Annotated in this window: 25 protein-coding genes and 1 pseudogene; 16 read left to right on the top strand and 10 right to left on the bottom strand. The window is 61.7% G+C overall.

The genetic code is table 11. The annotated features are described in order from the left end of the window. Positions 1–253: 253 nt before the first annotated feature. The 3 genes and pseudogenes from FHT76_RS10485 to FHT76_RS10475 form a co-directional block, all read right to left on the bottom strand. Positions 254–709 (bottom strand): hypothetical protein, encoded by a 456-nt coding sequence (locus FHT76_RS10485; protein ID WP_183859686.1) that lies wholly within the window; start codon positions 707–709, stop codon positions 254–256. Positions 710–849: 140 nt separating this feature from the next. Beyond that, a pseudogene (locus tag FHT76_RS10480) lies at positions 850–1,459 on the bottom strand (membrane-bound PQQ-dependent dehydrogenase, glucose/quinate/shikimate family); the annotation flags it as partial. A gap of 87 nt (positions 1,460–1,546) precedes the next feature. Next, the gene (locus tag FHT76_RS10475) at positions 1,547–3,049 is read right to left on the bottom strand and encodes a YdiU family protein (protein ID WP_259126750.1); all 1,503 of its coding nucleotides are present in this window, start codon (positions 3,047–3,049) and stop codon (positions 1,547–1,549) included. A gap of 250 nt (positions 3,050–3,299) precedes the next feature. Between FHT76_RS10475 and FHT76_RS10470 the strand changes: the two genes are divergently transcribed. Further along, positions 3,300–4,751, top strand: a complete 1,452-nt coding sequence (locus FHT76_RS10470) for a DHA2 family efflux MFS transporter permease subunit (RefSeq protein WP_183859682.1) — start codon at positions 3,300–3,302, stop codon at positions 4,749–4,751. Between the two features lie 3 nt (positions 4,752–4,754). Here the strand turns inward: FHT76_RS10470 and FHT76_RS10465 are convergent, their stop codons facing one another. Beyond that, on the bottom strand, positions 4,755–5,711 hold the full coding sequence (locus FHT76_RS10465) for a homocysteine S-methyltransferase family protein (protein ID WP_259126752.1): 957 nt from the start codon (positions 5,709–5,711) through the stop codon (positions 4,755–4,757). A gap of 216 nt (positions 5,712–5,927) precedes the next feature. On the opposite strand from FHT76_RS10465, the gene FHT76_RS10460 reads away from it, so the two are divergent. Then, positions 5,928–6,551 (top strand): TetR/AcrR family transcriptional regulator, encoded by a 624-nt coding sequence (locus FHT76_RS10460; protein ID WP_183860725.1) that lies wholly within the window; start codon positions 5,928–5,930, stop codon positions 6,549–6,551. 7 nt (positions 6,552–6,558) lie between these two features. Here FHT76_RS10460 and FHT76_RS10455 read toward each other — a convergent pair whose 3' ends face one another. Next, positions 6,559–7,083 carry a DUF1697 domain-containing protein gene (locus FHT76_RS10455; RefSeq protein ID WP_183859678.1) on the bottom strand — a complete coding sequence of 175 codons (525 nt, stop codon included), beginning with the start codon at positions 7,081–7,083 and terminating at the stop codon, positions 6,559–6,561. Positions 7,084–7,099: 16 nt separating this feature from the next. Then, a complete protein-coding gene (locus FHT76_RS10450; RefSeq protein WP_259126754.1) occupies positions 7,100–9,208 on the bottom strand; it encodes a S9 family peptidase in 2,109 nt (702 codons plus the stop codon). A gap of 236 nt (positions 9,209–9,444) precedes the next feature. Between FHT76_RS10450 and FHT76_RS10445 the strand changes: the two genes are divergently transcribed. Both FHT76_RS10445 and FHT76_RS10440 read left to right on the top strand, forming a co-directional pair. Continuing rightward, the gene (locus FHT76_RS10445) at positions 9,445–9,834 is read left to right on the top strand and encodes a DUF930 domain-containing protein (protein WP_183751907.1); all 390 of its coding nucleotides are present in this window, start codon (positions 9,445–9,447) and stop codon (positions 9,832–9,834) included. A 184-nt stretch (positions 9,835–10,018) separates the two neighbouring features. Further along, the gene (locus FHT76_RS10440) at positions 10,019–10,828 is read left to right on the top strand and encodes a polysaccharide deacetylase family protein (RefSeq protein ID WP_183859674.1); all 810 of its coding nucleotides are present in this window, start codon (positions 10,019–10,021) and stop codon (positions 10,826–10,828) included. A 46-nt stretch (positions 10,829–10,874) separates the two neighbouring features. On the opposite strand, the gene FHT76_RS10435 is transcribed toward FHT76_RS10440, so the two are convergent. The 3 genes from FHT76_RS10435 to FHT76_RS10425 all read right to left on the bottom strand — a co-directional run bounded on the left by FHT76_RS10435 (position 10,875) and on the right by FHT76_RS10425 (position 14,412). Beyond that, positions 10,875–12,167 carry an FAD-binding oxidoreductase gene (locus tag FHT76_RS10435; RefSeq protein ID WP_183859672.1) on the bottom strand — a complete coding sequence of 431 codons (1,293 nt, stop codon included), beginning with the start codon at positions 12,165–12,167 and terminating at the stop codon, positions 10,875–10,877. A gap of 19 nt (positions 12,168–12,186) precedes the next feature. Beyond that, the gene (locus FHT76_RS10430) at positions 12,187–13,356 is read right to left on the bottom strand and encodes an AI-2E family transporter (RefSeq protein ID WP_183859670.1); all 1,170 of its coding nucleotides are present in this window, start codon (positions 13,354–13,356) and stop codon (positions 12,187–12,189) included. 195 nt (positions 13,357–13,551) lie between these two features. Beyond that, complete coding sequence (locus tag FHT76_RS10425; protein WP_183859668.1) at positions 13,552–14,412, bottom strand: VOC family protein; 861 nt, start codon at positions 14,410–14,412, stop codon at positions 13,552–13,554. A gap of 291 nt (positions 14,413–14,703) precedes the next feature. Here FHT76_RS10425 and FHT76_RS10420 point away from each other — a divergent pair, with 291 nt between their 5' ends. The 5 genes from FHT76_RS10420 (at position 14,704) to FHT76_RS10400 (ending at position 17,471) form a co-directional block, all read left to right on the top strand. Beyond that, complete coding sequence (locus tag FHT76_RS10420) at positions 14,704–15,120, top strand: universal stress protein (RefSeq protein WP_183751897.1); 417 nt, start codon at positions 14,704–14,706, stop codon at positions 15,118–15,120. Positions 15,121–15,156: 36 nt separating this feature from the next. Beyond that, positions 15,157–15,474, top strand: a complete 318-nt coding sequence (locus FHT76_RS10415; RefSeq protein ID WP_016553248.1) for a TraR/DksA family transcriptional regulator — start codon at positions 15,157–15,159, stop codon at positions 15,472–15,474. A gap of 188 nt (positions 15,475–15,662) precedes the next feature. Then, the gene (locus FHT76_RS10410) at positions 15,663–16,331 is read left to right on the top strand and encodes a hemolysin III family protein (RefSeq protein WP_183751895.1); all 669 of its coding nucleotides are present in this window, start codon (positions 15,663–15,665) and stop codon (positions 16,329–16,331) included. A 142-nt stretch (positions 16,332–16,473) separates the two neighbouring features. Then, complete coding sequence (locus tag FHT76_RS10405) at positions 16,474–16,980, top strand: GNAT family N-acetyltransferase (RefSeq protein ID WP_183859666.1); 507 nt, start codon at positions 16,474–16,476, stop codon at positions 16,978–16,980. Next, positions 16,977–17,471: an AAA family ATPase gene (locus FHT76_RS10400; protein ID WP_183751891.1), complete on the top strand. Its 495-nt coding sequence runs from the start codon at positions 16,977–16,979 to the stop codon at positions 17,469–17,471. The genes FHT76_RS10405 and FHT76_RS10400 overlap by 4 nt, the downstream gene beginning before the upstream one ends. Positions 17,472–17,506: 35 nt before the next feature. Here the strand turns inward: FHT76_RS10400 and msrB are convergent, their stop codons facing one another. Next, a complete protein-coding gene (msrB, locus tag FHT76_RS10395; RefSeq protein ID WP_183753827.1) occupies positions 17,507–17,917 on the bottom strand; it encodes a peptide-methionine (R)-S-oxide reductase MsrB in 411 nt (136 codons plus the stop codon). Between the two features lie 387 nt (positions 17,918–18,304). Here msrB and FHT76_RS10390 point away from each other — a divergent pair, with 387 nt between their 5' ends. From FHT76_RS10390 to mnhG, 7 genes are read left to right on the top strand one after another with little or no spacing between them, the layout of a single operon-like run. After that, complete coding sequence (locus FHT76_RS10390; protein WP_183859664.1) at positions 18,305–20,683, top strand: putative monovalent cation/H+ antiporter subunit A; 2,379 nt, start codon at positions 18,305–18,307, stop codon at positions 20,681–20,683. Then, a complete protein-coding gene (locus FHT76_RS10385) occupies positions 20,680–21,099 on the top strand; it encodes a Na+/H+ antiporter subunit B (RefSeq protein ID WP_113574883.1) in 420 nt (139 codons plus the stop codon). The genes FHT76_RS10390 and FHT76_RS10385 overlap by 4 nt, the downstream gene beginning before the upstream one ends. Next, positions 21,099–21,476, top strand: a complete 378-nt coding sequence (locus tag FHT76_RS10380; protein ID WP_112660994.1) for a Na+/H+ antiporter subunit C — start codon at positions 21,099–21,101, stop codon at positions 21,474–21,476. The genes FHT76_RS10385 and FHT76_RS10380 overlap by 1 nt, the downstream gene beginning before the upstream one ends. Beyond that, positions 21,477–23,033 carry a Na+/H+ antiporter subunit D gene (locus FHT76_RS10375; RefSeq protein WP_183859662.1) on the top strand — a complete coding sequence of 519 codons (1,557 nt, stop codon included), beginning with the start codon at positions 21,477–21,479 and terminating at the stop codon, positions 23,031–23,033. After that, positions 23,030–23,503, top strand: coding sequence for a Na+/H+ antiporter subunit E (locus FHT76_RS10370; RefSeq protein ID WP_183859660.1), 474 nt, complete (start codon positions 23,030–23,032; stop codon positions 23,501–23,503). Before FHT76_RS10375 ends, FHT76_RS10370 begins: the two co-directional genes overlap by 4 nt. Further along, positions 23,500–23,877, top strand: a complete 378-nt coding sequence (locus tag FHT76_RS10365) for a cation:proton antiporter (RefSeq protein WP_183859658.1) — start codon at positions 23,500–23,502, stop codon at positions 23,875–23,877. Before FHT76_RS10370 ends, FHT76_RS10365 begins: the two co-directional genes overlap by 4 nt. Continuing rightward, on the top strand, positions 23,874–24,206 hold the full coding sequence (gene mnhG / locus FHT76_RS10360; protein WP_016553259.1) for a monovalent cation/H(+) antiporter subunit G: 333 nt from the start codon (positions 23,874–23,876) through the stop codon (positions 24,204–24,206). Before FHT76_RS10365 ends, mnhG begins: the two co-directional genes overlap by 4 nt. Positions 24,207–24,597 lie beyond the last annotated feature (391 nt).

Here is a 24,597-nt window from a genome sequence, read left to right as displayed (position 1 = left end):
TCGCGGACAGTTCCCTCAGCAGCGGTGCAGACATTCCGTGTCCCTCGTCCCCCCCGCGTCAACGTAAGGCACCTTGAATAGAGGGGATCCGGCGCCCAGATGGGCTTTGGGCTCGAAGTTGCAAGGCAACGTCTGCATCGGGCCAATGCCGCCTTCACGGCATGTGCCATCTGTGTTTTCGACAAGGCCGAAGCGATCGGCACAGGGAACTCGAAGCTACGTCCGAGTCGATCGCCTCTCGACCCTGAACGGTCTAGGCGCTGACAATTGTATCGGCGCTCGGCTTGTCCTTGCTGTCATCGCCGGTCAGCTGCCGCTTCAGCTCATCGGCAATCTGCTTTTCGATGGCCTCGCGCTGTTCCGGCGGCATTGACGCCAGCTCATCTTCGGTGATCCCAAGACTCTTGAGAATGCTGTCGCGGATCCGCTCCGCCGGAGTCTTGTTGGCGAGATCGGTAAACTCGGAGACAACAGCGTCATGGCGTGCCTTCGCGGGATCTTCCGTGCCGTCCATGGTCACGGTGCCGCTTGCCTGCAGCGCCCACATCGTGCTGGAGATCGAGGTCGGCGTGCTGCTTGGCTGCAGCGCCGCGCCGCTTTGGCGAACGCTGACCTCGGTATCACTGGTCTGTTGCTTGTTGCGCTGGCCCGACTGGGAAAAGAGGTTGCTCAGTCCGTAGGTGCTGGAAATGCTGCTGCCGATCTTCATGAAAATTTCTCCTTTAAACAATGCGCAGGAGAATGGCGCAGCAGTCCTGCCTGGAGCTTGCGGAAGCGGGACTGGGATGGCCGTCGTCAACGGCGGCCATCCGGCAGGGCTTCAGGGAAGCGCGTAGCCGATCACATAGCAGCGGCGCCGAGGAAGGCGACGCCGCCCTTGGTCAGCATCGGGCCGCCGATGCCGGGCACGCCGACCTTGAAGGGCAGCGGCAGCGGCGTCATGTCATGCACCGTGCCGTTCTTCAGCTTGTAGACCGTCTTGCTGGTGAGGAGATCGACGCCGGCGACATAGCCCCAAGGCGGTGCCTGGCAGGGGATCTTCAGCGGTCCGAGGAACGGTCCCATGAACACGCCGTAGGGAGCGCCGTCGTTGCGGTTGAGGCCCTGTTCGCTGCCCTTCTCATCCTTGCTCTTCGGCGGGGTACGGCCGGAACCAGTCGCGAGGCGAAGGCGAGATAGGTCTGCATGCCGAACATGATCTGCCGCTCGGGATCGACCACGAGGCTGCCCCAGTTGAAGGTGCCGAAATTACCGGGATATATGATCGACCCCACCAGTGACGGCGGCGTGTAGCAGCCCTCGTACTTGTATCGATGGAAATCGATGCGGCAGGCGAGCTGGTCGAGCAGCGTCAGCCCCACATGTCCTTCTCCTGCAGCGGCGGTGGCGAGAAAGTGAGGTCGGAGATCGGCTGCGTCGGTGCCGTGCGATCCTCGGGGATTGCGCCCGATGGTGCCGGGAAAACGCTGCTAATCAGCGAGATAGAGCGACCGCAGTCAGCGTCAACTGCGACCATAGGTGTCAGGCTTGGGAGGGTTTCACCCGATCACGTGCCGCAGAAGGTCTGCAGCACACGTTCCTCCGGCTTCGGCGGCTCCATGTACGCCGCAAATGCGGGCTGGTCCTCATAGGGCTTGGCGAGAACCGCAAGGAGTGCCTCGAAGAGCGAAAAATCCGCTTCCTCGACGGCCGCGCTGATCGCCTGCTCGATGCGATGGTTGCGTGGAACGAAGGCGGGATTGACCGCGCGCATCGCCGCTCTACGGTCGGGTTCGGTCCGGCCCTCATCGCGGGTCAGGCGGTCGCGCCAGCGGCCAAGCCATTCGCGCGCGCCATCCGGTTCGCGGAAGGCCGAGAGGAACAAAGCCTCGCCATCACCGGCAATGACAGCGTCGGAAAGACGGCGGAAGGCGAGGGTGAAGTCGGCCTGTTGCGCCTGCATCGCGGCAAGCAGCGACTGGATGAGCTCCAGATCGCCATCCTCGACGGTCGCGAGGCCGATCTTCTCGCGCATGCCGCGCAGCCAATGGATCTGGAAACGCTCGCCATACTGCTGGATCACCGCGTTGGCGAGTTCGAGCGCCTTTTCGGCATCCGTATCGAACAGCGGCAGCAGCGTTTCGCCGAGCCGCGCCAGGTTCCATTGGCCGATGCCGGGCTGATTGGCATAGGCATAGCGGCCACCCTGGTCGATCGAGGAAAAGACGGTGCCGGGATGGTATTCATCAATGAAGGCGCAGGGGCCGAAATCGATCGTCTCGCCCGAAATGGTCATGTTGTCGGTGTTCATGACGCCGTGGATGAAGCCGATGTGCAGCCACCTGGCGATCAACGCCGCCTGTCGCTCGCAGACGGCCTCGTAGAGCGCGAGGTAGGGATTGTCTCTGTCCCTAAGTTCCGGATAGTGCCGGTTGATCACATAGTCGGCTAGTGCCCGCACGCCGTCGGTATCACCGCGCGCAGCAAAGAACTGGAAGGTGCCGACACGGATATGGCTTGCGGCAACACGGGTAAACACAGCGCCGGGCAGAATGTTTTCGCGATAGACGGGTTGCCCGGTCGAAACCGCAGCAAGCGCCCGGGTCGCCGGGATGCCGAGCGCATACATTGCCTCGCTGACGATATACTCCCGAAGCACCGGACCAAGCGCGGCGCGGCCGTCGCCGCGGCGGGAATAGGCCGTCTGGCCGGCACCCTTTAACTGGATGTCGCGACGCTGGCCGTTGCGATCGATCACCTCGCCGAGCAGGATCGCCCGCCCGTCGCCGAGCAACGGCACGAAGGAGCCGAACTGGTGCCCGGCATAGGCCATCGCCAAGGGATCGGCGCCTTCAGGCACGAGGTTGCCCGAGAAGATCGCCGCGCCGTCACGCTTCATCGCCTCGACATCAAGGCCGAGTTCTTCCGCAAGCGGCTCGTTCAGCTTGATCAGCCACGGCTCGGCGGCCTGCGAGGGAGCCTGGCGCGTAAAGAACTGTTGCGGCAGCCGCGCATAGCTGTTGTCGAAGGAGAAGGGCCGGGAGCTGGAGGCGTTCGAAGCTAAGGTCATAAGCTTTAGGTAGGGCTCGGGCGCGCATGACGCAAGCTGAGGCCGCTTGCCCGTGAGCCTTTCGGCTGGTCGTGTGGCGCTCCAGTACCGCAGCCATTCCCTGGCGGCACGGCTGCCCTGCCATATCAGCATAACGACGCCACATTTGCGGGCGTATACAAAGATCTCTAATCCCCTTTTGGCATTACGCCATACCATACCGCGGCCATCGCTTCCGCGCCGGCCACGCCACTGCGAGTGATCCCTGACGATGTCGGATCAGATCTACCAGGCGGCTGCCATCGGGCGCGCCAAGCCGAACTTCCGCGTGATAGCGATGATCGTCGCGAGCGCCATGTTCATGGAGCAACTCGACGCCACCGTCCTGGCAACGGCGCTGCCGACCATGGCGCGGGATTTCGGCGTCAGCGCCCCGTCGATGAGTATCACGCTGACTTCGTATCTCCTCAGTCTCGCGATCTTCATTCCCGCAAGCGGCCTGATTGCCGATCGCTTCGGCTCGCGCACCGTCTTCCGCTCGGCGATCGCTGTCTTCGTCACGGGTTCCATCTTCTGCGCGCTGTCACCGAACCTCCTCTGTCTCGTGCTGGCGCGACTGCTGCAGGGGCTAGGCGGCGCGATGATGCTGCCGGTCGGGCGCCTCGTGCTGCTCCGCAGCGTCTCCCGCAAGGACATGGTCAACGCCATGTCGTGGCTGCTGGTGCCGGCGCTGATCGGCCCGATCCTTGGCCCTCCGGTCGGCGGTCTGATCGTCACCTATCTCGACTGGCGCTGGATCTTCTACATCAACGTACCGATCGGCATCATCGGCTTCACGCTGGTCTCGATCTTCATCGAAGACTTCAAAGGCGAGGCGAAGCGCCGGTTTGATACGATTGGTTTCATCCTCTCCGGTATTGCGCTCGGCTCCCTGCTGTTCGGTTTCGAAAGCTCCAGCCGACCGGGCGAGGGCGCGTTCTCGCTGTTCCTGATCGCCGTCGGTCTGCTCTTCGGCGTCGCCTATCTCAGGCACGCCCGTCGCCATCCGTCGCCGATCATGGATTTCTCGCTGATGAAGGTGCCGAGCTTCGGCACATCGGTCATCGCCGGTTCGCTGACCCGCATCACACAGGGCGCGCAGCCCTTCCTGCTGCCGCTCTATTTCCAGCTTGGCTTCGGCCTGTCCGCGGCCAAGGCCGGTCAGCTCGTCACCGCCGCAGCCCTCGGCTCGATGGCGATGAAAGCCGTAGCGCCCCGGGTGCTGCGCCGCTTCGGCTTCCGCAGCAGCTTGGTCGCGAACGGCATCATCGCCACCTTCGGCTATGCCCTCTGTGCCGCCTTCCGGCCCGACTGGCCGCTCGGCCTGATCTTCGCGATCCTCGTCATGTGCGGCTTCTTCATGTCGTTCCAGTTCACGGCCTACAACACCGTCGCCTACGACGAGATCGACCGCGACCGCATGAGCTCGGCCACCAGCTTCTACACGACGTTCCAACAGCTGATGCTGTCGCTCGGCATCTGCGTCGGTGCGCTGGCGCTGCACACGTCGATGACGCTCAACGGCAGCGAGACGCCACAGCTGCGCGATTTCTCCGCCGCCTTCCTCTTTGTCACCGCGATCTCGATCACCGCGACGTTCTGGAACCTGCGCTTCTCCAGAAGCGCCGGCGCCGATATCAGCGGCCATGATGCCGGCAAGGCCGCGCACGCTTCCGAGCACTGACCGTCAGGCGGCACTCGGAAGTGCCGGCAGGCAGGCGTCGCAGATCGCGGCCACATGCCGATGATCGGTGCCGCAGCAGCCGCCGACGATCCTGATCTGCGGCATCTTGCACATCAGCTGCCGGTAGCGTTGTCCGAGATCGACGGGATCGCCCGCATCCAGTGTCTCGCTCTCGTCGAGCTCTGCATGGCTCATGCTTGAGGCATTCGCGCGTAGTCCATGGATGCGTTTCGTCCACTCGGCGTGGTGATCGAGCGCCTCGGCAAAGTGCGTCGGATGCGCGCAATTGATCATGTAATAAGCCACCGAGCCGCCGGTCGCCGCATCCGTCGTCTCGATCGCCTCCTGCATGCTGCGGCCGGTCACCAGCTTGCCGTCGGTCTCGACAGTGAAGGAGATCGCGCAGGGCATATCCCGGGCAGCGGCGGCCCGCGCGACGCCGATGGCCTCGTCGATGTTGTTCAGCGTGACGGCGGATATCATGTCCGCATCGCTCTCGGCAAAGCTGCCGATCTGGACGCTGTGATAGTCCTCGGCCTCAGTCGCATTCATCCGGCCGGCCTTGTACCCATCGCCGCGTGGCCCCATGGCGCCGCTGAGCACGATCGGCCGCCCCGGCTCCTCGTGCCGCTCGCGCAGGCCTGCAAGCAGGGCAATGCTTTGAACGTTTGCGTCATGCAGCGCCTCCGGCGTGTAGCCGAGCTTTTCCGCCCAATCCGGGCTCGCCCGCCATGTCGGGCTGTCGAGAATGAAGCCGGCGCCATGCTTGCGGGCAATGTCGAGGTAGCGGCGGTAGTAGGCGCGCAGCCGGTCGCGGCCCTCTTCGGACGCCATCATCACGAAGGACGCGAAATGCTGAAGCTGCAGTCCGTCGTGAAAGATGAAGGTCGTTTCCATGCCGCCGTCGGTGACGAATGTGCCGCCCTTGAGCTGCGGCAGGCTATGTCTGTACTTGGCCATGACGATCCCCCTGTTTCGGGGCCCTCTATTTGCGAGCAATTCTCATGAACAAGTTCTCCGCTTCCGGGCTGCGAAACTAGCCGACTTGCGGTATAGTTCGGCATCGCATGATGTTTGCCTTTGTTTTCAACCGCTTCCGTGGAGCGGTTGATGAGACGGCCTCCATCGAGATCAGAGCGGGCGGACGAAAACCGTACCGGCGGTACAGGGGATCTAATGCGCAAGGGAGAGGAGACAAGAACCCGCATCCTGGATGTGGCCGAAGCCGCCGTCCTGCAGAAGGGCTTCGGCGGCACCTCGATCGAAGAGCTGATCGCCGAGACAGGCATCACCAAGAGCGGCTTCTTCTACCATTTCCGGGACAAGAACGCGCTCGCCAAGGCGCTGCTCGAGCGCTACATCGAAAACGACGAACGCATCTACGACGAGATCTTCAGCCGCGCCCACCAACTCGCCGACGATCCGCTGCAATCCTTCCTGCTCGGCCTGAAGCTGCTCGCAGAACTGTTGTCAGACCTTCCGAACGGCCACCCCGGCTGCCTCGTCGCCACCGTCTGCTACTATGAGCGCCTGTTCGACCGCGACATCCAGGAAACCAACAAGCAGGCAGTGCTCGCCTGGCGCCGGCGCTTCCGCGGCATGTTCGAGGAGATCATGGTGGTCTACGCTCCGCGCGAACCGATCGAGATCGACCAGCTGGCCGACATGGTCTCGACGGTGCTGGAAGGCGGCATCGTGCTATCCAAGGCGCTGAAGGAACCGCAGGGGCTCGCCGATCAGGTCCTTGTGCTGCGCAGCTTTGTGAAGCTCCTGTTTCAGCCGCCGATCGTCCGCCAGTGATCAGCCGCTAGCCCCCATCCTCCATTGCTCCAGCCATTTCGGCGAGCTTGCGCACCGTGTTGAGGTTGCGCGTCGTTCCCGGCTTCAAAGCCGGCAGCTTGAGCTTAGATTTGCCGGAACCGATAGGGAAGTGGACGTAGATTTCGCGCCCGGCGACAACCGCCTCTTCGCCATCGGGCGCGACCATCCTGTCCAGAGCGTCATCGGGCGCTGCTTCCGGCAGGAAGCTTACGAGGAGATAGTTGGGCTTTGCGTCAGGGAAGGGCGCGTTGGCGGCGATCGCTTCCAGTTCCTTGCGGCTGCGCAGCATCACGCCGGGTTCCTTGCCGAGCAACTTTCCGAGTGCGTCGTCCAGCTTTTGCTCGACGTCGGCTTCCGCTTCGTCGGCGCGAAACAGCACGTTGCCGCTCTGGATGTAGGTCTTCACATCGCTGAAGCCGAGCCCTTCGCAGACCGCCTTCAGCTCCGCCATGGGCAGCTTGCCCGTGCCGCCGACATTGATCGCCCTCAGGAGCGCCACATAGACCGTCACGGGCTCCTCCCAACCGTTACATCTTGCCCGCGACCTTGATCGCGAAGGCATATTCGAAGGCGATCTCCTCGAGACGCTGGAAGCGTCCCGAGGCGCCGCCGTGGCCGGCATCCATGTTGGTCTTCAACAGGATCGGCGCGGAGCCCGTCGTCTTTTCGCGCAGCCGTGCAACCCACTTTGCCGGCTCCCAATAGGTGACGCGCGGATCGGTGAGGCCACCGAGCGCCAGGATCGGCGGATAGGCTTTCGCGCCGACATTGTCGTAAGGCGAATAGGCGGCGATGTGGTCGTAGTCTTCCTTGCTCTCGATCGGGTTGCCCCATTCCGGCCATTCCGGCGGAGTCAGCGGCAGCGTGTCGTCGAGCATGGTGTTCAGCACATCCACGAAAGGAACGGCGGCGATCAGGCCGGCGAATTTTTCTGGCGCCATGTTGGCAACGGCGCCCATCAGCATGCCGCCTGCCGAGCCGCCCTCTGCGATGATGTTGGCATAGGAGGTGAACTTCTGCTGATTCAGATAGTCAGCGGCTGATATGAAGTCCTTGAAGGTGTTGGTCTTCTTTTCCATCTTGCCGTCTTCGTACCAGGCAAAGCCCTTGTCCTTGCCGCCGCGGATATGGGCGATGGCATAGACGAAGCCGCGATCGGCAAGCGACAAGCAGTTGGTGTTGAAGCCGGCCGGAATGGTGATGCCGTAGGCGCCATAGCCGTAGAGCAAGCAGGGCGCGGAACCGTCGAGCGGCGTGTCCTTGCGATAGAGCAGGGTCACCGGCACCTCAACGCCGTCCCAGCCGGGCGCGAAGACGCGGCGGGTGACGTAGTCATCCGGATTGTGGCCGGAAGGCACTTCCTGGGTCTTCAACAGCGTGCGCTCGCGCGTCACCATGTTGTAGTCATAAAGCTGGCTCGGTGTCGTCATCGAGGAGTAGGAGAAGCGGATGATGTCGCTCTCGTATTCCGCGGCACCCTGCAGGCCGAGCGAATAGGCTTCCTCGGCAAAGGCGATCGCGTGTTCCTCGCCGGTCTTGCGGTCGCGGATCATGATCTGCGGCAGGCCGTCCTTGCGCTCCAGCCACAGCAGGTGGCGGGCATAGGCCATGTGGCTGATGATGAGTGTGCCCGGCTTGTGCGGCACGACCTCGCGCCAGTACGCCTTGCCCGGGTTTTCAACCGGCGCTTCCATGATCTTGAAATCCTTGGCGTCGCCGTCGTTCGTCAGGATGTAGAAGACGTCGCCGCCTTCCGTCATCGAGTATTCGATGCCTTCCTCGCGCTCGGCCACCAGTTTGGGCTCGGCCGTCAGGTCCTTGGTAGAGAGCAGGCGGTATTCCGAGGTCTCGTGATCGTGGATGTCGATGTAGATGAAGTCGTCGAGCAGCGAACCCCCGACGCCCATGAAGAAGCCCGCATCCTTCTCCTCATAGACCAACCGGTCTTGCCCTTGCGGCGTGCCGAGAATGTGGTGGAACACCTTCGAGGGGCGGTGGTTCTCGTCGAGCGCCGAGTAGAAGAAGCTCTTGCCGTCGGGCGCCCAGACACCGCCACCGCCGGTGTTCTCGATCACGTCGGCCATATCCTCGCTGGTCGCCAGATCGCGCACGCGCAGCGTATAGAACTCGGAGCCCTTGTCGTCGTAGCCCCAGATGCCGCGGCTGTGGTCGGTCGAGTGGTCGAGGCCGGCAAGCCGGAAATAGGCCTTGCCGGCGGCCTCCTTGTCGCCGTCGAGCAGGACGGTGCGGATCGTCTCGTCCTTGACGTCGCCATTGCGCGGAATGCGGAAATAACGAGGCTGTTCGCCTCCGGTGACGAAGAAGGTGCCGTAGGCGTAATCGCCGTCCTTCATCGGCACGGAGCTGTCGTCTTCCTTGATGCGCCCACGCATCTCCGAAAACAGCGTCTTCTGCAGCGCCTTGGTGTCTTCCATCGCCGCGTTCATGTAGACGTTTTCGGCTTCCAGATGTTGCCGGATCGCGGGGTCGAGGATCGACGGATCCTTGAACATCGCCTGCCAGTTGTCGGCGCGCAGCCAGGCGTAGTCATCGGTGCGCGTGATGCCGTGGCGCGTATCCGAGATCGGCTTCTTGGCGGCGACGGGCGGGTTCGGCAGGTTCTTGAAGACGGTCAAGGAAGGCTCCGGAAACGTGATGTCAGGTCGGCAAGAGATAGAGGCGCGCATGCGCCGGATCAAGCGCCGAAGACAGCTCTGCGGCAAAACCGAAGGAATACTCACGTTGCCTTGATGTCACCATATTGTTTAAGAAAGTCCGCTACGTCGCCCGGAATTTGCACCTTGTTCGACCGTCAAAACCTCGGTTCTTCACAGGTGATTCCGGAATGAGAATGCAAAGGAATCCCACCGTAATGCCAAAACGTCTCGTGTTGCTTCTGTCCGCATTTAGCCTTGCTGTTCCGGCCTTCGCAGTTGATCCCGCCATTAAGAAGCAACTCGAAAAGCTCGATCCCGCGACCCGTCTCGAACAGAGCTGCGACACCGAGGCGATGAGCCGAATCAACAAGGACGCGACCGGTTACAAGCCCGACAAAGTCATTGCCTACACGTTCAAGGATCCGGTTCCCAGCGATGACAAGCTGGAGGCGCCAGGCGCGGTGTTCCGCAGCAAGGGCGACTGGTATCACCTTTCCTATACCTGCATTACCGGTCCGCAGCACATGAATGTCCGCGAGCTTTCCTACAAGATCGGCGACAAGGTCCCGCGTGAAAAGTGGGAAAAATACTATCTCTATGATTGATCCGAGGCCAAGCCGGCAGGGGTTGCAGGCGTTGCCTTTGTGAGGCCTTAGTCCTCGGGCATCAGCTCTGTGGGTGAAGCCGACGGCGAATCGCAGAAGCGGCCGCAAGCGGCATCAAACCACATGGCGTCCGAACGCCACGTGCATTATGCAGCGCTTGAACCACGAACGGCTTCTCTTTGGTATGAATCGTCTTTTTCTCGTTCCGGCGTTGCTGATCGCCTCTGCCTCTCTAGCCGCAGCTGCGGCGCTTCCGCTTGAGGATGCTCCGGCCACCACGCCCTCGAAGGTTGTGCAGGCACCAGGGACGGCGGCCGGACCGAGGCTGGTGGAGCCGCATCTGCGCATCGCCAGTTCGGGCCTCAAGGGTCATCCACGCGTGGCGCTGACCTTCGATGCCTGCATGGGCAAGGCCGACGACCGCATTCTCTCGGTGCTGGTGCGCGAGCGGATTCCGGCGACGATCTTCGTTACCGCCCGCTGGTTGAAGCACAATCCGCAGGCACTGCAGGTCTTCCTGCAGAATCCCGATCTCTTCGAACTCGAGAACCACGGCCAGAACCATGTTCCCGCGGTCGATAAGCCGGTATCGATTTACGGCATTCCGTCAGCCGGCTCGCCGGAGGCCGTTCGCCAGGAAGTGCAGGGCGGCGCCGACGCAATGGTCGCGGCCGGCATTGCTCCACCGCATTGGTTCCGCGGCTCGACAGCCAAATACGACCGTTCCTCGATCGTGCAGATTCGGGAAATGGGATACCGCATAGCCGGCTACTCGGTGAACGGCGACGGTGGCTCGCTACTCGGCGCTAACGTCACGGAAAAGCGGATAGCGTCGGCCAAGGACGGCGACGTGGTCATCTCCCACATCAACCAGCCGACCCACGCGGCCGGCGAGGGCGTCGCCAAGGCGATCCTCGACCTGAAGGCCAAGGGCGTCGAATTCGTCCGGCTGCAGGATGTCGAGGACATGGGCGACGACCAGACAACGCAGTAAGTCGGGCGGGACAAAGCTCCGGCGAGGGCTTGCGGGACAGAACGAATTAATTCACGGCACTTTGCCGGCGCTCGTCGGTCTTGATCGGACGTTCAAGGAACGCCGGTGCGTCGCGATCGAGGGCGAAATCATCGAACCAGTCGCGGTATACGCCGCCGATCATTGCACCGATGACCTGGGCTGCAAGATAGGAGAAGGTGATACCGTTGCCGCCGTAGCCATAGGCGGCATAGACCTGCGGCATGGAGGGAACCGGACCGATCAGCGGCAGTCCGTCCGACGTCTCGCCGAAGGTGCCGCACCATGCCGTCGCAACGCTCGTATCGGCCCTCGACCAGAGCCGTTTCATCTTTTCCCGGATCGTCATGACCTTTGCGGCAAGCTTGGCGTCGCGGGTGGCTGGATCGACGGTGTCGTCATCCTCGCCGCCGGCGATGATCCGCCCATCAGGCGTCGTCCGCATGTAGAGATAGGGGTGGCTGTCTTCCCAGATCAGCACTTGGTCGCGCCAGAGTGCTGCCGGATCTTGTGGGATCGTCGCCAGAGCCCAGCTCGACGTCGTCCGGTGCAGTTTCGGCATGTCGATGCCCGGCATGGCGTAGCCGGTGGCAAGCACTGCCGTTTCCGCTTCGATGACGAACGGGCCTTTGGTCTCGGCCGTCACATGCCCGCCTTCGCAATGGAGCTTAGTCGCCGAGGCTCCGATGAGACGTGCGCCCTGCTTCACGGCAATGTCCAGCAACCCCCAGGTCAGGAGCAGCGGATCGGCCTCCGCGGAGCCGCGCGACAGGATGCCCGCATCGCGATCGAGCTCGAACTCGGTGAAGAGATCGCAGTGCTCCAGATATCGGCTTGGCAGGCCCGCCCGGCGACGAAGCTCGACTTCCCGGAGCAGATCACCAGCGCCTTCTTGGTTGCTGGTCAGAAACAGCGATTGCCGCGGCAGCAAATTGCAGGCGATTCGGTTGGCGACGATCAGTTTGGAGAGACCGGCGACCGAGGCGGCACTGCGCCTGTAGATACCGACGGCGCGCTCGAAGCCATAGAAGTGCTCGAGTTCGCCCAGCGTCCGGTCGGTTTCCCATTGCAGCATGGCCGTGCTCGCAACCGTACTGCCGAGACCGGGCGTCTCGCGGTCGACGATGACCACGGACAGGCCGCGTTCCGAAAGGAGCTGGCCCATCAACGCACCGGTAATCCCGCCGCCGATCACCATGGCGTCGACTTTGAGATTGTCCTGAAGTGGTTGGTAGGTGGGTTTCGGCCCGGCGTGGCTCCAAGGGGGGATGCCGCTCTTCAGCCGGTTCTGGCGGGACTCTGCAAGATCGATTTCTGCCATCTGACGCGTCTTACCTCAATTATTTCGGCAATTGCGGTTGCAGTCTCTCTTCGATGAAAAGTTCATCGATGATGGTCATGACAATCAGCGATAGTGGTAGCGCCAGCATAGCACCAACCGCGCCCCACATCCAAGTCCAGAACAGAATTGCGAGGAACACGACGAAGGGATTGATTTCCAATCGTTTTCCCATCACCGCCGGGAAAATCAGGTTTTCCATGACGAGGTGCACGATAAAGAAGGCCGCAGCCGGCATCAGGCCAAATACAAGGCTGTCGTGTGTGATGATGCCGGCGATCGCGACGGCCAGCGTCATCATCGTGATGCCGAGATAGGGGACAAAACTGGACAGGAAGGCGAAGAAGCCCCAAAGCACGGGAGCCGACAGGCCCCCCACGTATGCGATGATCATCATCGTGATGCCAAGGCAGGCGTAGATCAACGATGCCGTCGCAAAGTAGAAGCCGAGCACCTGTTCCACGCCGTTGATCACGCGGATGGCCGCCAGTCGCTGCGACCGCGACCGGAATACCATGATGATCGATTTGCGCAGGGTGATGCGCCCGGCCAGAAAGAGCAGAAGCGCGGCAAAAAAGATCAGCGCTTGTACAAGCGCGGGGGTCAGATTGGCGCTGACCAGGTGCAGCACGTTGCCGGTATTCTCCAGGAGTTTGTCGGTCGACATCGGCCCGCTCTGGAAGGTTTCGGGCGTGATGTGCAGCCATTTGATCCGCTCGAGGTACGGCATCAGGCGACTGAAGGTCTTTTCGACGAAGGCCGGCCCTTCGTTGACGAGCGTCGCTACCGGCCCGGAAAGTGAATTGGCAACGAGGGCGATGACGAGCGCGACACCGGTAGACAGGATCACCGCGTTGGTGACGCGCGGCACGCCGAGCTTGCTGAGCTTTTCCGCGAGCAGGCCGAGGATCATGCCGACGACGATGGCAAGCGTTACCGGAATGAGGATCAGCGACATCATGTAAATGGCCGAAAAGGCGAGCACGCCGAAGATGCCGATCACGGCCCAGGCCATGCTGATATCAAGACCGTCCTTTTCGAGGCGGCGGACCGGCGCTTGCGGTGGCAGCTCTTCTGTCGCCTGCGTCAGTTTCTCGGCCCAAGCGCTGACATGGCGCTCGCCCATTGCGATCTTGCTTGCCTTCTTGCGGATGCCGTTGGCAATTCCCATGGAAATACGATCCCCCGGAAGCCCTGATGCTTCGCGCAAACAACGCACAAGAGGCGATTGAGGTTCCGTAGGGCAGCCCTTGGCCTTGCATCTTGGGGGATGTTCGGCGGGGAGGCAGGGCCGCTTCTCGGATCGCTTGCGGCGGGCTCCGTTGCGGCCCTGTCGGTCGGCTTAATTCCAGCTGCTGTTCGCGCGTCAGGCTGACAGTGTCAGACCGATGCCCCAGGGATCGTGCAGGAAGGTCCCGCCATTGCGCTTCTCGCTCTTGATCTCGAGTTCGTCGAGCTTTGCGACGGCCTTGTCGAGCGAGGCTTTGTCGTTGAAGCGAAGCGTATAGTCCGAAAGCCCGGTCATGCGGTCGGCGCGCGTTCCGGCGCCGCGGCTGTTCCAGATGTTGGCAGCGACGTGGTGGTGATAGTCGCCCGTCGCAAAGAAGCTGGCGCCGGGATAACGCGCCATCAGCTTCAGCCCGAGCACATCCCGGTAGAAGGCGTCCGCTTCCGGAATGTCGCCGACCTGCAGGTGGATGTGGCCGATTGCGGTGCCGTCAGCCATGCCGTTCCAGGCATCATCGGGCGCGCTGTTGTAAAGCGCCTGCAAATCCAGTCGATGCGTCGCCATTTCCACTTGGCCATCCGGGTGGAACTTCCACTCGTCGTGCGGTCGGTCGGCATAGATCTCGATGCCGTTGCCCTCGGGGTCGGAGAGGTAGATTGCCTCGCTGACGAGGTGATCGGATGCACCTTCCAGGACGACGTTGTGGTGTGCAGCGTGGCGTAGCCAGCGTGCAAGCTCGGTGCGGCTGGGCATCAGGAAGGCCGTATGGAAGAGGCCCGCGGCATTGCGGGGCGCGACGCGGACACCCTTGCCCGTCGTCAGCGTCAGAAGCGGCGTGCCATCGACGCCGAGGACTTCGCCGCTGGCACTCTTCTCGATGACATCAAGGCCGAGCATGGACTGATAGAAGCTGGAAACCAGCGGCAGGTCGGTGACGACGAGATGCGACTGGTCGACATAGGCAGGGCGTGTCAGGGCGTAGGACGTTTCGGTGGTCATGTGTCTATCTCCTGCCGTGGATGGGCGAGGCGTACCGGCGGTGGCGGCAAGAGCGCCGCCCGTAGCGAAACCAAGGAATTTGCGCCGGTCCATTTTCCTCAGAAGTCCCCCCGGTCGCTGTACTTGAATTCTATATGGCGGATTCCAATTGTTCACAGAAGTCCTTATTTTGGCGATTCAGCGTTCGACGATTGTTGACGAAATCCGCGGCGATCTTGATCTTGATCAAAGCGCCTTATTTATCTCCTGAGAGGATGTGGCCGTTGAAAACGGTTATGCTGGAGGGCCTGAATGTACAAGAAAATCATCGTTCCGATCGAAATAGGCGCGTTGGACAGTGGCGAGCGGGCTTTCCGCAAGGCATCCACGCTCCTTGATACGGGCGGCGAGATCGTTTTGCTCAACGTCGTCGAGGACGTTCCCACCTATGTTGCGATCGATTTGCCCGCTGAACTGATCCAGAACGCGATCGATGATGCCGAGGAAAAGCTTGGCATGTTGATCCGCACCAGCGGCATACCTGCATCCATCGAAATCGGTCATGGCCGCCCGGCGCACAGCATCCTCGCCGCCGCAGAAGCGCATGATGCGGATCTCATCATCGTCGCTTCGCATATCCCCGACTTCAGCAACTACTTCATCGGCGCCACCGCCGACCGTGTCGTCAGGCATGCCAAATGCTCTGTGCTGGTCGACAGGCAGCGCTAAGGAGAAAGATGGCACAGGACCGATGGAGGAATTTCCATGACTGACACGCAGACCTACGAGACGATCCTACGCGACCGCCAGCGCGAGCTTGAATCGCGGCTGACCCGCATCGACGTCGATCTCGGACGCACCAAGGAGCAGGACAGCGACGACCGCGCGACCGAGAGCGAGAACGACGAAGTGCTGGAAGGGCTTGGGCAGGCCGGCCAGGAAGAGCTGCGCGCCATCGGCGCCGCCCTCGATCGGATCGCGAAAGGCACGTATGGCATCTGCGTTCGCTGCGGCGAGCCGATTTCCAAACAGCGTCTCGGCGCGGTGCCGTACGCCCCTCTTTGCGAGGATTGCATGAGCTGATTTGTCTGCCACGTCGTCAAGGGATGGCCGTCTTTGGGACTACCTTTTTCCTTCGCGTCTGTATATCTCCGCATTGAAACCGGAAGGCGTCGGAAGCTCACGAAGATTTAACGGCGTGCCATCGCTGTTGTGTTGCCCGGAGACCGGTTCAGTGCGACGATCTGGTGGAGAGGTGAGGGGTTCCCGGCATGGCAGAGTTCAACGGCATCCGCTGGGCTTACGACAAGTACGAACTGATCGCCGACGGCGTCGTTCACGGTGTCGGCTTGGCGTTCGCGCTTATCGGTGCAACCGTTCTGATCTTTTACGCCACGGTCTGGAGTTCCCATGGCGAACTCGCCGCCGCGTGGATCTACAGCGTCGGACTTGTTCTGACCATCGGTATCTCCTTCTCCTACAATGCTTGGCCTGTTTCACGCACCAAGTGGTACCTTCGCCGCCTCGATCATTCGTCGATTTTCATCCTGATTGCCGCCACCTACACTCCTTTCCTGGAGCGCGGCGCCGATAGTCCGCTTCTGTTCGGGATGCTGATCGGGATCTGGGTGACCGCGGCGCTTGGCATCCTCCTGAAATGCGCCTTTCCCGGTCGTTTCGACAAGCTTACCATCCTGCTTTATCTCGGGATGGGGTGGAGCGGCATCTTCGTGGCCGGACCGGTGGCCGAGCGTATCCCGTTCGTATCGATGCTGCTGATCGTCGTTGGTGGTGTTATCTACTCTCTCGGCGTTATCTTTCACGTCTGGGAAAAGCTGCGCTTCCAGAACGCCATCTGGCACGGTTTCGTGGTGGCCGCGGCGGCCGTGCACTATTCGGCCGTGCTTACCTGCTTCAGCATGGCGAACGCCGGGCTCTGAGCCAATATCAACGGGTTTCCCCTGACAGCGGCGCCTCACTCCGGTCGGGAGGGATGGTTTCGGTCGCACGATTTCGTCGGTTTACAACGCCGATTGCGGGGCGTATGCCGCTTGGCGGAACCGAACTGAAACTGGACCTGATATGACCGACGCCGTTCTCGTGCGCGACGCCACCGAAGCCGATCTCCCTGTCATCCGCGATATCTACAATCACGCCGTCGAGCACACGACGGCGATCTGGAACGAGATGCTGGTTGACCTTGACAACCGCGTCGAGTGGTTCAAGGCGCGAAAGGCAAGAGGCTTTCCGGTCATCGTAGCGGAGAGGGATGGCAAGGTCGCAGGCTATGCCTCCTATGGCGATTGGCGGACCTTCGACGGCTACCGCCACACGGTCGAGCACTCGGTCTACGTCGACAAGGATTGCCGCGGTGCCGGCATCGGCGAAATGCTGATGCGGGGGCTGATCGAGCGGGCGGCCGGGGCCAACATCCACGTGATGATCGCCGGCATCGAGGCTGAGAACGCCGCTTCCATCAAGCTGCATGAAAAGCTGGGATTCCGCGTTGCCGGAACCTTTTTGGAGGTGGGCACGAAGTTCGGCCGCTGGCTGGATCTGACCTGCATGGAGCTTAGGGTCACGAAGTGAGCCTCATCGTTCTCACAGGCGCTTCCGGATCGGGCAAAACGGCGATCTCCAAGGCGGTCGCCGACCGGGGTGAGATCGACGTCTACCATTTTGATGACATCGGCGTCCCCCCGCTCTCCCGGATGACGGCCGACTACGGCTCGCCGGCGGGCTGGCAGCGGGCCATGACCTTCAAGTGGTTTGAGAGCCTCGCGGAGGCACAGCACGCCGGCCGCAATCAACTGCTCGAAGGCCAGATGCGCCTTGCATTTCTGGAAGAGGCGGCGACGGCAACGGGCATTGCCTATTTGCCCCTGCTTATCGATTGCGATGACGAAACAAGAACGCATCGCCTGTCAGTCGAGCGCCGGCAGCCGGAGCTTGCCAACGCCGAAATGATGATCTGGGCGACCTTCCTCCGCCGCGAGGCCTTGGCGAAAAAATGCGCGATATTGGATACATCGCGCCTGTCGCTAGATGAAAGCGTCCGCGCGGTCGTCGAACGCTTCTAGGAGGATCAGTGGAGGCAGACCCTCGGGCCTGCGCCTTATTTGTCCGGCTCGAACACCATCGCGTGGCCGTTGATGCAGTACCGCAGGCCGGTCGGCGGCGGGCCGTCGGGAAATACGTGGCCCAGATGGGCATCGCAGGTGCCGCAGCGGATTTCCGTGCGGACCATCCCGTAGGTCGTGTCGCGATGTTCGGTTACAGCGTCGGGCGAGACCGCCTCGAAATAGCTTGGCCAGCCGCAACCGGCGTCAAATTTCGTATCGGAGCGGAACAGCGGTGAATTGCAACCAACGCAGCGATAGAGCCCGGTTTCGAACGAATCCCAATAGGGCCCGGTGAAGGCACGTTCGGTACCGTGCTGCCGGGTGATCCGGTATTGCTCGGGCGTCAGCTGTTCCTTCCACTCCGCGTCGGTCTTGTGAACTTTGGCGATTGTCGTATCGGCCATGGTTTGATCCTTTCGCGCCTGGGGGACGGCATGTTTTTTCGCCAGCAATGTGGTGCGGAATGCCGGCTGGATCAAGGGGATGCGGATCACGGTAAAGCGGCACCCGGCCTAGCGAAACGGCAATCCCTTTGTTGCTTTTAAGAGGGCCGGTCGTGCGCGAAGGCCTAAAGCGTCCTGTGCCGCCCAGCGTGAAATCGCTTCAAGAAATGCCTCGAGGACGCTGCAAGCGATGTCTATGGACACGGATGAGCGGTTCCCTGTGAGTATCCACCGCTGGTGGCGGCTCTCGGTCGAACAAGACTTGTGACCGCGCCGCTGTTCTCGTACACCTGACGGGACTTCCGGCGTTTGCCGGCTCCACGAAGCGTTGCCAGCAGGGGAGGGCACATGGCCGGTGTCACGGCTTTGACATTTGCGGCCTTGTGTCTGCCACTTCTCGGCGCCGTCCTCGCTCCCTTTGCCGTCCGCGCCTTTGGTGCAAACGCCGCCTGGCCATTGGCGCTTGCGCCGTTGCTCGCCTTTGCGCACTTCGCCAGCCTGTTGCCGGTCATCGCGGGCGGCGAGGTGATAACAGGCGGCTATGCCTGGGTGCCAAGCTTTGACCTCCGCTTTTCCTGGCTGCTCGACGGTCTTTCGCTGACTTTCGCGCTGCTGATCACCGGGATCGGCACGCTCATCGTCCTTTACGCCGGCGGATACCTCAAGGGGCACCCGGATCAGGGGCGTTTCTTCTCGTTTATCTTCCTGTTCATGGGCGCCATGCTCGGCCTCGTCGTCTCGGACAGCCTGCTGATGCTCTTCATCTTCTGGGAACTGACGTCGATCACGTCGTTCCTCTTGATCGGGTTCGACCATGAGCGCGAGGCCGCCCGTCGTGCCGCCCTGCAGGCGCTCGTCGTCACCGGCGGTGGCGGCCTTCTGCTGCTGGCCGGCCTGCTCCTGATCTGGAGCACGACAAACGCGACCGACCTGTCGACGCTGCTGCAGTCCGGCGATCTCTTGCGCGCCAATCCATACTATCTGGCGATCCTGATCCTTGTTCTCGGCGGCGCGTTCACCAAATCGGCGCAGTTTCCGTTTCATTTCTGGCTGCCGAACGCGATGGAGGCGCCGACGCCGGTCTCCGCCTACCTGCATTCGGCAACGATGGTGAAGGCGGGCGTCTATCTTCTGATGCGGCTCAATCCCGTCATGGGCGGGACATCGGCCTGGGAGACCTTGCTGCCGCTCTTCGGCGGCGTGACCTTGATCGTCGGTACGCTGCTTGCGATCCGCCAGACCGATCTCAAGCTGCAACTTGCCTATACCACCGTTTCCTCGCTCGGGCTGCTTGTGCTGCTGACCGGCTTCGGAGCGCCCTATGCCGTCGAGGCCGCAGCGCTCTACCTCGTGGCGCATTCGCTCTTCAAGGGCGCGCTGTTCATGGTTGCTGGCATCATCGACCATGAAACCGGCACGCGCGACATCACAAAGCTGCGCGGCTTGCGGACGGCGATGCCGCTGACCTTTGCGGCCGCACTTGCCGCGGCGATCTCCATGGGCGGTCTGCCGCCGTTCTTCGGCTTCCTCGCCAAGGAGGAAATCTATGCCGCCCTGGCACATACGGACCCACGGTCGATCGTCTTTACAGTGGTTGCGGTAAGCGGCAATACGCTGATGTTTGCGATCGGCTTCGCCGTGGCGCTGAAGCCGTTCCTCGGGCCGGTCCTTGCAACGCCCAAACATCCGCACGAGGCACCGCCGTTGCTGTGGGTCGGCCCAGTCGTGCTGGCGCTGTTGGGACTGATGGCCGCGGTGTTCTCCGCGACTGCGCATCACTACATCTCGTCTCCGACGGCATCCGCCGTTCGCGGAACGGCGAGCGTGATCGAGATTTCCCTGATCCCGCATGTCGGTGTGCCGTTGCTTCTGTCGGTTCTAACGATCGCGCTCGGCACTCTTGTCTATTGCCGGATAGACCAGGCGCGTCTGCTCATGGCGAGTGTACTGCGCAAGCTCGGACCGGGACCGGATCGTGGGTTTGACGCCTTTATCACCGGCCTGACCAGATTGGCGGTTCGCGTAACGCGGTTCATCCAGCCGGGCCGGCTTGAACTCTACATCACCTGCACCTTCCTCTGCCTCGCCGCGATCCTGCTCGTTCCGCTCTGGCTCTACGGCGAAATGCCGGCGTTGCCTGTCTGGCCACGTGAGGTCCAGATCCACGAAGGGGCGATCTTCCTGCTCGCCGTCCTTGGTCTGTTAAGCGTCGTTGTCGCGCGCGACCGGCTGACGGCGATCGTCTCGCTCGGCATCCAGGGCTTCTCCGTCGCCATTATATTCCTGCTGTTTGGCGCGCCCGACCTGTCTTTCACGCAGTTCATGGTGGAGACGCTATCGGTCGTCATCCTGGCGCTGGTCATGACCCGCCTTCAATTGTCGCCGACCGACCGGAGACCGCTTGGCCAGAAGATATTCGACGGCTGCATCGCGATTGCCTGCGGCTCCGGCTTCGCGCTGCTCCTGATGAAAGCCACGCAGACACCGTTCAACAATGCGCTGACCGAGTTCTTCAACACCTACTCGAAGACCATCGCTCACGGCGCCAACGTCGTGAACGTCATCATCGTCGATTTCCGCGGTACCGACACGCTGGGCGAGATCGCCGTTGTTGCCATCACCGGCCTTGCGATCCTCGCCCTCATTCGCATCCGCGCGCAGACCGAGCGCAAGCTTGCCGAAAACGATCCTGATGCTCCTGAGGCTCTCGGAGTCGAGCGCCCATGAACACGCTGATCTTCCGTACGATCGCGCCGGTGCTGACGGCCCTGATGCTGCTGTTTTCCGTCTTCGTCCTGCTGCGCGGCCACAACGAGCCGGGCGGCGGCTTCATCGGCGGGCTGATTGCCGCCTCGGCGCTGGCGATCTTCGGCATTGCCCGCGGTGTCGGCGCCGTGCGCCGCGCCATCGTCTTCCATCCGCTGTCGATATCGGGCGCCGGTCTTCTTATGGCGACTTGCGCCGGCCTGCTGTCGATCGTCTTTGCAGTGCCGTTCATGACCGGGCTTTGGATCTATCCTGAAATAGCAGGTGTCGAAGTACCGCTCTCGACCGTCATGCTGTTTGATATCGGGGTCTATCTGGTCGTCGTCGGCGCCATCACGTCGATCGCATTGGCGCTTGAGGAAAGGGAGGTCGAGTGATGGAGCCGCTGTTTGCAATTCTCGTCGGCCTGTTCTTCGCTGCCGCGATCTATCTGATGCTGTCGAAATTCTCGATCCGGATCATGCTCGGCATCGCCGTCCTCGGCAACGCCGTGAATCTCTTGCTGTTTACGGCTGGGCGGTTGACGCGAGAGGTGCCGCCGATCATCCCGGCAAACCTCGATACGCTCCCGGACGGCGCCGCCAACCCACTGCCGCAGGCCCTGATCCTGACGGCGATCGTCATCTCGTTTTCCTTCCTCGCCTTCCTGCTGGTGCTGACCTATCGCGCCTATCAGGACATCGGCACCGACAACACCGACGAAATGCGTGTCGCCGAACCCGTCGATCCACCGCTGCCGCCGATGGGGTACTAGATGGCGGCTCCGTCAAGCACGATCACCGATCTCTCGGCTGCGATGGTCACGGCACCATTGCCGCTCGCCAGCTGGCTCGTCATTGCACCCGTGGCGCTCTGTATTACACTCGGCGCCGCGCTGCTGATGATGCGCGGTTCGCTGCGGCTGCAGGCGCAGGTCGCCATTCCGGGCCTCGCCGTTCTGGTCCTGCTGGATGCCGCGCTGTTGGCAGAGGTCGTCGCGCATGGTCCGCTGACCATGGTCATGGGGCGTTGGCTTCCGCCGTTCGGCATCGCCTTCACGGTCGATCTCTTTGGCGCTTTGATGGCCCTGGCCGCTGCCATCGCCGCGCTTGCCGGCGGCCTCTTCGCACTGAAGGACGTGACCGAAAGCGGCCGCCGATACGGTTTCTTTCCCTTCCTTTTGCTTCTGATGGCAGGCGTTTCCGGTGCGTTCCTGACAGGCGACGTCTTCAACCTCTATGTCTGGTTCGAGGTGCTTCTCATTTCGTCCTTCGGCATGTTGATCCTCGGCTCCGAGCGCGGGCAGATCGATGGAGCCATGAAATATGCGGTGCTGAACCTGATCGGCACGACGCTGTTCCTGATCTCGGTCGGCATCGTCTACGCTGTCTTCGGCACGCTCAACATGGCCGATATCGCTGGCAAGGTGGAGAGTGTGCGCGACACCGCGCCGCTGATGACCCTGTCGGCCCTCTTGCTGCTGGCCTTTGCCATGAAGGCCGCTGCCTTTCCTGTCAATTTCTGGCTGCCGGCCTCCTATCATACCCCGCGCATCGTCGTGTCGGCACTGTTTGCCGGTCTGCTGACCAAGGTCGGCGTCTACGCCCTCATTCGCGTCATGGTCATGCTGCTGCCGATCGAGCGCGAACAATTGAGCCTTCTGATTGCGGCAACCGGGGCAGCGACCATTGTCGTCGGCGCACTTGGGGCGCTGGCGCAGGACGATATCCGCAAGCTCCTCGGCTACGTCGTGATCTCGGGCATCGGCAACATGCTGGTCGGGATAGCGCTCGGCACGCCGGGCGGCCTGTCCGGCGCAATCTTCTACGCGCTGCATTCGATGGTCCTGATGACGGCGTTATACCTTCTGGCTGGACAGGCGGCCGCCCTTGCCGGCGGTTTCTCGCTGGCCGGGCTCGGCGGCCTCTACCGTCGCAGTAGCGGTTTTGCGGCGATCTCTTTCATCCTCTTCGTCGCCGCGTGCGGATTGCCGCCCTTTTCCGGCTTCTGGCCGAAGGTGATTTTGGTCAGAGCATCGATCGACGTCGGCGCCTGGTGGCTGGCCGCCGCGATCCTCATCGGCGGCTTCCTGCTGACCGTCGTATTCGGACGCGTCTTCCTGCTCGCCTACTGGCGACCGGCAACGGCACCGCCGGCTGCAGCCTCCATCCGCTGGCAAACGGGACTGCCGCTCATCATCCTGACCGCTCTTGTCGTCGCTTTCGGCATTTTGCCCGAGCAGTTGTTGGAGATGGCACAGGCCGCAGCGACCGGCCTCATTGACCCGACGTCCTATCTGCAATCGGTCTTCCCGGACGGAGGGATGCCATGATTGCCCTGCTGTTGAACGTCCTTTTGGCCATCGCCTGGGCTACCGTCACCGGCAGTGCCTCGCCGCACAATCTCCTGTTCGGATTTGTTGTGGCCGCCTTGTGCCTGTCTGTCGTTCGCGAACCCTACGGCAGCCGGGGGTATCTTCGCCGCTCACGGTCGATCATGCTCCTCGGCCTGCTGTTTCTGAAGGAACTGGCGATCTCGGCGTTGAAGGTCGCCGCTACGGTGCTGACGCCCACTATGCGGCTGCAGCCTGGCATTTTTGCCTTTCCGCTCACCGTCGACCGCGATTTCGAGATCACGCTTCTCGCCAACATGATTACGCTGACGCCGGGTACGCTGTCCGTCGATGTGTCAGACGACCGCAAGACGCTATACGTCCACGCGCTGGACTGCTCAGATCCGGAGGGAACCAAGCGCGACATCGCCAACGGCTTTGAGCGGCGGATCCTGGAGGCGTTCCGATGATTTCCCCTGTTGCCATCGTTTCTACCGCCGCCGCGATCGCCCTCATCATCCTCGGCGTCGCCTTTCTGCTGGCGGGCTGGCGGGTCGTTGCCGGCCCGACACTGCCCGATCGGATCCTGGCTCTCGACACGCTCTCGGGCACGGCGATCGGCTTCATCGCTGTATTGGCGGTCAAGACCGGCTTCAGCCTCTACATCGACATCGCCATCTCGCTAGGTCTGGTCGGCTTTCTGGCGACGGTCGCCTTTGCGCGTTTCGTGATGTCTCGCGGCACTGTTGCAGGACGGCACAGCGAAAAAACGGTACGTGCCCCGAAAAAGCCCCAAGTGGCAGCCAAACGCAGCCGCGCGAACGGAAGAAAGGGTAGGGCATGATGGACTATGCGGTAGCACTTGCCGTCACATTCCTGCTGCTTGCCGGCTCCTCTTTCGCACTTGTCGCCGCTCTCGGCATCGTGCGCCTGCCCGACCTCTATACGCGGATGCATGCCGCTTCCAAGGCGGGAACGGTCGGTTCCGGCATGCTGCTCGTTGCTGCGGGGATCGCCTCGGGCGAGGTTGCAGTCTTTGCGCGAGCGCTGGCCGGTTTCGTCTTTTTTCTGTTAACGGCACCGGTCGCCGCACATCTTCTGGCGAAGGCAGCACATCAAACAGGGTACCGTCTCGGGCCTCAATCGGTGCGTGATGATCTAGTTGAAAGATGAGAGCGCTTCCGATTCAGTATTTTAAGTTGATTTTTGCACCCTTTTGCAGATTTCTTAATGGTTAATGTTTGGGTCTTGTGCAGACAATTCTTGCGAGTTGGGCATTTTTCGGTAGATATATACGAAATAATAATTGGCGTTTTCGCAAAACGGTGATATTTGGATGTCCAAGTAGAGTTCTGATATTGAATTAGAATCACGTTGCTTATTTCCTCGTTGGCTTTGCATTTCACTGTTTAATTGAGGAAGTAGCCTGCGTGACAACGTACTAATTCGAAATCGGGCAGTATAAGAAACGGGTTTCGGCCTCAGGAATCTAGGGGTGGATTTCAGTTTTTCGAAACAGGTAGCCGTAGCCTGAGTTTTTTGCTGTTGGCTCTACGATGACGGT

Source organism: Rhizobium sp. BK176 (genome assembly GCF_024808055.1).
This window is presented reverse-complemented; position numbering and strand designations above follow the sequence as displayed.